General features: G+C 70.5%; 8 protein-coding genes. All 8 read right to left on the bottom strand.

From position 1 onward, the window contains the following. Positions 1-177: 177 nt before the first annotated feature. Complete coding sequence (locus tag DLJ47_RS06660; protein WP_109899184.1) at positions 178-585, bottom strand: metal-sulfur cluster assembly factor; 408 nt, start codon at positions 583-585, stop codon at positions 178-180. Further along, positions 582-1,058, bottom strand: coding sequence for a Fe-S cluster assembly sulfur transfer protein SufU (sufU, locus tag DLJ47_RS06655; protein WP_109899183.1), 477 nt, complete (start codon positions 1,056-1,058; stop codon positions 582-584). The genes DLJ47_RS06660 and sufU overlap by 4 nt, the downstream gene beginning before the upstream one ends. Further along, complete coding sequence (locus DLJ47_RS06650) at positions 1,058-2,362, bottom strand: cysteine desulfurase (RefSeq protein ID WP_109899182.1); 1,305 nt, start codon at positions 2,360-2,362, stop codon at positions 1,058-1,060. The genes sufU and DLJ47_RS06650 overlap by 1 nt, the downstream gene beginning before the upstream one ends. 20 nt (positions 2,363-2,382) lie before the next feature. After that, entirely contained in the window at positions 2,383-3,156 is a 774-nt protein-coding gene (gene sufC, locus DLJ47_RS06645) for a Fe-S cluster assembly ATPase SufC (protein ID WP_109899181.1), read from the bottom strand. Further along, a complete protein-coding gene (locus DLJ47_RS06640; RefSeq protein ID WP_109899180.1) occupies positions 3,156-3,482 on the bottom strand; it encodes a non-heme iron oxygenase ferredoxin subunit in 327 nt (108 codons plus the stop codon). The genes sufC and DLJ47_RS06640 overlap by 1 nt, the downstream gene beginning before the upstream one ends. Further along, positions 3,482-4,618: a Fe-S cluster assembly protein SufD gene (gene sufD / locus DLJ47_RS06635; RefSeq protein WP_109899179.1), complete on the bottom strand. Its 1,137-nt coding sequence runs from the start codon at positions 4,616-4,618 to the stop codon at positions 3,482-3,484. The genes DLJ47_RS06640 and sufD overlap by 1 nt, the downstream gene beginning before the upstream one ends. A 162-nt stretch (positions 4,619-4,780) precedes the next feature. Beyond that, positions 4,781-6,211, bottom strand: coding sequence for a Fe-S cluster assembly protein SufB (gene sufB, locus DLJ47_RS06630; protein WP_109899178.1), 1,431 nt, complete (start codon positions 6,209-6,211; stop codon positions 4,781-4,783). Beyond that, positions 6,208-6,945: a helix-turn-helix transcriptional regulator gene (locus DLJ47_RS06625; protein WP_109899186.1), complete on the bottom strand. Its 738-nt coding sequence runs from the start codon at positions 6,943-6,945 to the stop codon at positions 6,208-6,210. The genes sufB and DLJ47_RS06625 overlap by 4 nt, the downstream gene beginning before the upstream one ends. Positions 6,946-7,060: the final 115 nt, after the last annotated feature.

Below are 7,060 nucleotides of genomic sequence, written 5' to 3'. Positions count from 1 at the left end.
GGTTCGATGATCGTCTGCTGCTGAGCAGGCGGGAATGGCTCACGCGGGCCTACTGAGCATCAGACGATCTTCGCGACTCGACTCTGCGACGCGGGGGGGCGGGGCGGGATAAGGGTGAGATGGGTCGAGCGCGGCGCCCCGGTCGGGGCGCCGCGCTCGACGGGTGACCGGGACCGGTCAGACGTTGAAGCCGAGCGAGCGGAGCTGGTCGCGCCCCTCGTCGGTGATCTTGTCTGGGCCCCACGGGGGCAGCCAGACCCAGTTGATCCGGATGTCGTTGACCAGGCCGCCGCCCGGGCCGGTGGTCAGCGCCTGCCGGGCCTGATCCTCGATCACGTCGGTGAGCGGGCAGGCCGCCGAGGTGAGCGTCATGTCCAGGGTGGCGACGTTGTCGTCGTCGACGTGCACGCCGTACACCAGGCCGAGGTCGACCACGTTGATGCCCAGCTCGGGGTCGACGACGTCCTTCATCGCCTCCTCGATGTCGGCGACGGCGGCCTTGCCGCCCGCCGCGCCGGCGACCGGGGTGCCCGCGGCACCCTCGACCGGCGGCGTCGCCGCGGTGGCGGTGTCCTCGCTACTCATGCCTTTACCTCCGAAGGGCTCGCGCCCACGCCGGCGCGTGCCGCGGCGTCCTTGAACGCCATCCACGGCAGCAGCGCGCACTTCACCCGGGCCGGGTAGCGGGCGACCCCCGCGAACGCCACCCCGTCGCCGAGCACGTCCTCGTCCGGCGTGACCTGACCACGACCGGACATCAACTGCACGAACGCCTCGTGCACCAGGAAAGCTTCCCCGGCCCGCCGGCCGTTCAGCAGTTCGTGCAGCACGCTCGCCGACGCCTGGCTGATCGAGCAGCCCATGCCGTCGTACGAGACGTCGTGCAGCACGTCGCCGTCGGTGGCGACCCGCACGGTGACCTCGTCGCCGCAGGTGGGGTTGACGTGGTGCGCCTCGGCGACCTGGTCCGCCGGGTCGTCGGCGTCACGCAGCCCACGCCCGTGCGGGTGCTTGTAGTGGTCCAGGATGATCTCCTGGTAGAGCTGGTCGAGCTGCATCAGTCGAACACCTTCCGCACCTGCTCCAGGCCCGCCACCAGGGCGTCGATCTCCTCGGTGGTGGTGTAGAGGTAGAACGAGGCCCGCGTGGTGGCCGGCACGCCGAACCGGGTGCAGACCGGGCGGGCGCAGTGATGGCCCACCCGCACCTGCACGCCGAGCGAGTCGAGCACCTGCCCCACGTCGTGCGGGTGCACGTCGCCGAGGGCGAACGAGATGGTCCCGCCCCGGCCCACCGGCACGGTCGGCCCGAAGATCCGCAGCCCGGGCACCGTGGCGAGGGCGTCCAGCGCGTACGCCGTCAGCTCCTTCTCGTGCCACTGGATGGCCCGCATGCCGATGCCGCTGAGGTAGTCCACCGCGGCGCCGAGCGCGACCGCCTCGGCGATCGGCGGGGTGCCCGCCTCGAACCGGGCCGGCGGCGCGGCGAAGGTGGAGCCGGCCATCGCCACCGTCTCGATCATCGAGCCGCCGCCGAACACCGGCGGCATCGCCGCCAGCAGCTCGGCCCGCCCCCAGAGCACGCCGATGCCGGTCGGCCCGCACATCTTGTGCCCGGTGAAGACGATGAAGTCGGCGTCGTAGTCGACCACGTCCATCGGCATGTGCGGCACCGACTGCGAGCAGTCCAGCAGCAGCAGCGCCCCCACCTCGCGGACCCGCGCGGTGATCCGCGCGGTGGCGTTGACAGTGCCGAGGATGTTCGACATGTGCACCAGCGAGACGATCTTCGTCCGCTCGGTGACCAGGTCGTCCAGCCCCGACTCGTCCAGCCGTCCGGAGTCGGTCACCGGGAACCAGCGCAGGGTCGCGCCGGTTCGCTCGCAGAGCAGCTGCCACGGGACGATGTTCGAGTGGTGCTCCATCTCGGAGATCACCACCTCGTCGCCGGGGCCGAGCCGGAACCGCGGGTCGGCGTCCGGGCGCAGCGAGGCGTTCGAGAAGGCGTACGCCACGACGTTGATCGCCTCGGTGGAGTTCTTGGTGAACACCACCTCGTCCACGCTCGGCGCGTTGATGAACCCGGCGACCTTGGCCCGGGCCCCCTCGTACGCCTCGGTGGCCTCGGTGCCCAGCGTGTGCACCGAGCGGGACACGTTGGCGTTGTGCCGCGCGTAGTGCTCGGCGAGCACGTCGAGCACCTGCCGCGGCTTGTGGGAGGTGTTGGCGCTGTCGAGATAGACCAGCCGGTGCCCGTTGACCTCCCGCTCCAGGATCGGGAAGTCGGCGCGCACCTTGGCCACGTCGTAACGCGGCACGTCGTCGTACTGCGGCATCCCGGGTGGGATCGCGATGGTGGTCATCTCAGCGACCCTTCCGCGCCTCAGGCCCGCGCCGAACCGGCCCCGGCGACGTACCGCTCGTAGCCCTCTTCCTCGAGCTTGTCGGCCAGCTCCGGGCCGCCCTGCTCGACGATCCGGCCGGCGACGAAGACGTGCACGTGGTCCGGCTTGATGTAGCGCAGGATCCGGGTGTAGTGGGTGATCAGCAGCAGGCCGGTGTCGCCGGTGTCGCGGACCCGGTTGACCCCCTCGCTGACCACGCGCAGCGCGTCCACGTCGAGGCCGGAGTCGGTCTCGTCGAGGATGGCCATCTTCGGCTTGAGCAGCTCCAGCTGCACGATCTCGTGCCGCTTCTTCTCGCCGCCGGAGAAGCCCTCGTTGACGTTGCGCTGGGCGAACGCCGGGTCCATCTGGAGGCGCTCCATCGCACCGCGCAGCTCGCCGCCCCACGTGCGCAGCTTCGGCGCCTCGCCGTCGATGGCGGTCTTGGCGGTACGCAGGAAGTTGGCCACCGAGACGCCGGGCACCTCGACCGGGTACTGCATGGCCAGGAAGAGGCCGGCGCGGGCCCGCTCGTCGACGGACATCTCCAGCACGTCCTCGCCGTCGAGGGTCACCGAGCCGCCGGTGATCTCGTACTTCGGGTGGCCGGCGATCGAGTAGGCCAGGGTGGACTTGCCGGAGCCGTTCGGGCCCATGATCGCGTGGGTCTCGCCCGAGCGGACGGTCAGGTCGACGCCGTGCAGGATCGGCTTGAGCTCACCCTCGGGCAGCTTGACCGACACCTTCAGGTCACGGATCTCCAGGGTGCTCATTATCGGGTCACTCCATTGCTCGGCGTGAGGCTGACGTAGATGTCGCCGTCGCGGACTTCGACGGGGTAGACGGGTACGGGTTCGGTGGCGGGCAGCCCGGTGGGCTCGCCGGTGCGCAGGTCGAAGCGGGAGCCGTGCAGCCAGCACTCCAGCGTGCAGCCCTCCACCTCGCCCTCGGAGAGGGCGACCGCGGCGTGCGAGCACTCGTCGTAGACGGCGTAGAACTCGCCGTCCCCGCCGTGCACCAGCGCGATCTGGGTGCCGTCGACGTCCGCGCTGATCGCGGTCCCCTTCGGCACGTCCTCGGTGGAACAGATCCGGATCATCAGGCGCCCGCCTTGGCCAACCGGTCCTCGATGGCGCCGCCGAGCCGCTCGCGCAGCTCCTCGACGGGGATCTTGTTGATCAGCTCGGCGAAGAACCCGCGCACCACCAGGCGGCGCGCCTCGGCCTCCGGGATGCCCCGGGCCATCAGGTAGAACAGCTGCTCGTCGTCGAACCGCCCGGTCGCGCTCGCGTGACCGGCGCCGGCGATCTCGCCGGTCTCGATCTCCAGGTTCGGTACGGAGTCCGCCCGCGCGCCGTCGGTGAGCAGCAGGTTCCGGTTGATCTCGTACGTGTCGGTGCCGGTCGCCTCGGCCCGGATCAGCACGTCGCCCACCCAGACGGTGCGCGCGCTCTCGCCCTGCAGGGCGCCCCGGTAGCCGACGTAGCTGCGGCAGTCCGGCACCGCGTGGTCGACCAGCTGCCGGTGCTCCAGGTGCTGGCCCGAGTCGGCGAAGTAGAGCCCGTACAGCTCGGCCTCGCCACCCCGGTCGGTGTACTCCACGCTGGTGTACTGCCGGACCAGGTCGCCGCCGAGGGAGACCTGGACGTGGATCACCTTGGCGTCCCGGCCCAGCTTGACCTTGAGGTGCTGGGCCTGCACGGCGTCGTCGGCCCAGTCGGCGATGGTGACCAGGGTCAGCTTCGCCCCGTCCCCGACCGCCACCTCGACGTTGTCGGCCAGCGTGGCGCTGCCCTGCTGGTCGAGCAGCACGGTCGCCTCGGCCAGCGGCTGCACGTCGAGCAGGATGTGCTGGTAGGCGAGCGCGTCGCCCTGCCCCCGTGCCTCGATGGAGACCATGTCCGCCAGCACGGCCTCGCGCGCCACGGTCACCACCAGGGCCTTGTCGAAACCGCTCCACGCCTGGGCGCTGAGCCGGTCGAAGGGCACCAGCACCCGGCCGAGCCGGGTGTCGTCGCGCTCCACCCACTCGGCGGTGACGCCGTCGGGCGACCACACCTGGGTGACGACCTGCCCGGCCGGCGCCCCGGCGCCGTCGAGCAGGCCGCGCAGGCGCTTGAGCGGGGTGAACCGCCACTCCTCCTCCAGGCCGGTCAGGGCCGGGAAGTCGGCGACGTCGTACGAGCGGAGCGCCTGCGACTTGGTGGTCGGCGGCGCGGAAGCCTGGGTAGTCATCTCTTCCTTGGTCTGTTCTGCGACGACGGTGTCATTGATTGGAGGGTCGGTCGGTGTTCGTGCGGCCCGGCCAGACGGGTCGGCGTTCGCGTGGCCCCCGCAGTGGGTCGGCGTTCGCTCGGCCCCGCAAGCGGGTCGGGCTGGTCGCCGCCCCGGTCGGGGTCAGCCGACCGCGCCCTCCATCTGGAGCTCGATCAGGCGGTTGAGCTCCAGGGCGTACTCCATCGGGAGCTCCTTGGCGATCGGCTCGATGAAGCCGCGCACGATCATCGCCATCGCCTCGTCCTCGCTCAGGCCCCGGCTCATCAGGTAGAAGAGCTGGTCCTCGCTGACCTTGGAGACGGTTGCCTCGTGCCCCATCGACACGTCGTCCTCGCGGATGTCGACGTACGGGTAGGTGTCGGAGCGGGAGATGGTGTCGACCAGCAGCGCGTCGCACTTCACCGTGCTGGCGCTGTGGTGCGAGCCCTCCAGCACCTGCACCAGGCCCCGGTACGAGGTGCGGCCGCCGCCCCGGGCGATCGACTTGGAGACGATGGTGCTGCTGGTGTGCGGTGCGGCGTGCACCATCTTGGCGCCGGCGTCCTGGTGCTGGCCCTCACCCGCCATCGCCACCGAGAGCACCTCGCCCTTGGCGTGCTCGCCGGTCATGTAGACCGCCGGGTACTTCATGGTGACCTTGGAGCCGATGTTGCCGTCGATCCACTCCATGGTCGCGCCCTCGTGGCACACGGCGCGCTTGGTGACCAGGTTGTAGACGTTGTTCGACCAGTTCTGGATGGTCGTGTAGCGGCACCGGGCGTTCTTCTTGACGATGATCTCCACCACCGCGCTGTGCAGCGAGTCGGAGGAGTAGATGGGCGCGGTGCAGCCCTCGACGTAGTGCACGTACGCACCCTCGTCGACGATGATCAGCGTCCGCTCGAACTGGCCCATGTTCTCCGTGTTGATCCGGAAGTAGGCCTGCAGCGGGATCTCCACGTGCACGCCCTTCGGCACGTAGATGAACGAGCCACCGGACCAGACGGAGGTGTTCAGCGCGGCGAACTTGTTGTCGCCGACCGGGATCACCGTGCCGAAGTACTCCTTGAACAGGTCCTCGTGCTCCTTGAGGGCGGTGTCGGTGTCGAGGAAGACGACACCCTGCTCCTCGAGGTCCTCACGGATCTTGTGGTAGACGACCTCGGACTCGTACTGGGCCGCGACACCGGCGATCAGCCGCTGCTTCTCCGCCTCCGGGATGCCCAGCTTGTCGTAGGTGTTCTTGATGTCCTCGGGCAGGTCCTCCCAGCTGGTGGCCTGCTTCTCGGTGGACCGGACGAAGTACTTGATGTTGTCGAAGTCGATCCCGGTGAGGTCGGCGCCCCAGGCCGGCATGGGCTTGCGGTCGAACAGCCGCAGGCCCTTCAGCCGCAGGTCGAGCATCCAGGCCGGCTCGTTCTTCTTGGCCGAGATGTCCCGCACCACCGCCTCGTTGAGGCCGCGCTGGGCGGAGGCCCCGGCGACGTCCGGGTCGGCCCAGCCGTACTCGTAGCGGCCCAGGGCGGCGAGCTGCTCCTCCTGGGTCAGGGGCTGGACGATCTGCTCGGTCATCTATCTGTCCTCACAGTGGTGACGGTCTTACCGGACTGAACACGCCCCGGCTGGGTCGGGATGTGCGTGGTGCACACCCCGTCGCCGTGCGCGATGGTGGCCAGGCGCTGTACGTGGGTGCCGACCAGACGGGAGATCACCGCGGTCTCGGCCTCGCACAGCTGGGGAAACTCGGCGGCCACGTGCGCCACCGGGCAGTGGTGCTGGCAGAGCTGGCCACCCGAGGCGATCGTGGACGCGTTGGCAGCGTAGCCCTCGGCGGTCAGCGCGGCGGCGAGCGCCTCCGCCCGGGCCAGCGGGTCGTCGCCGGCGTCCTCCATCGCCGTGCGGCAGCGCGCCTCGAGGGCGGCGACCTGCTCGGCGGCGAACGCCTCGACGGCCACCGAACCGCCGTTGCGGGCGATCCAGCGCAGCGCGGCGGTGGCCATGTTGTCGTAGTGGTGGGTGCCGCAGCGGACCCGGGCCGCGTCGGTCAGCAGGAACACCTTCGCCGGGCGGCCGCGGCCGCGGTGGCCGCGCACGGTCTGCTCGCGGGCGACCACGTCACCCTCGGCGAGCATCGCGTCGAGGTGCCGGCGGATCGCCGCCGGGCTGAGCCCGAGCGCCGAACCGAGCTGCGCCGCGGTGGTCGCGCCCCGCTCCAGCAGCAGCTGGGTGACCCGGTCACGGGTGGAGACATCCGTGGCGGACGCGGACTTCGACAACTCCAGCTCGGCGCGTCTGACGCCGCGCAGCGACCTGGAGCCGTCGCCGGCGGCCGAAGCGGTCGCCGGCTGGTGCCCGGGAAGGCCCGCCGCGTTTTTCACAACGCCAACGTTACGTAATTCGCTGGGGGGCCGCAAACCCGGG

The organism is Micromonospora sp. S4605 (assembly GCF_003176715.1).
GTDB lineage: Bacteria > Actinomycetota > Actinomycetes > Mycobacteriales > Micromonosporaceae > Micromonospora > Micromonospora echinaurantiaca.
Note: the sequence above shows the minus strand (reverse complement) of the source record. Positions and strands in the feature narration are given on the sequence as shown.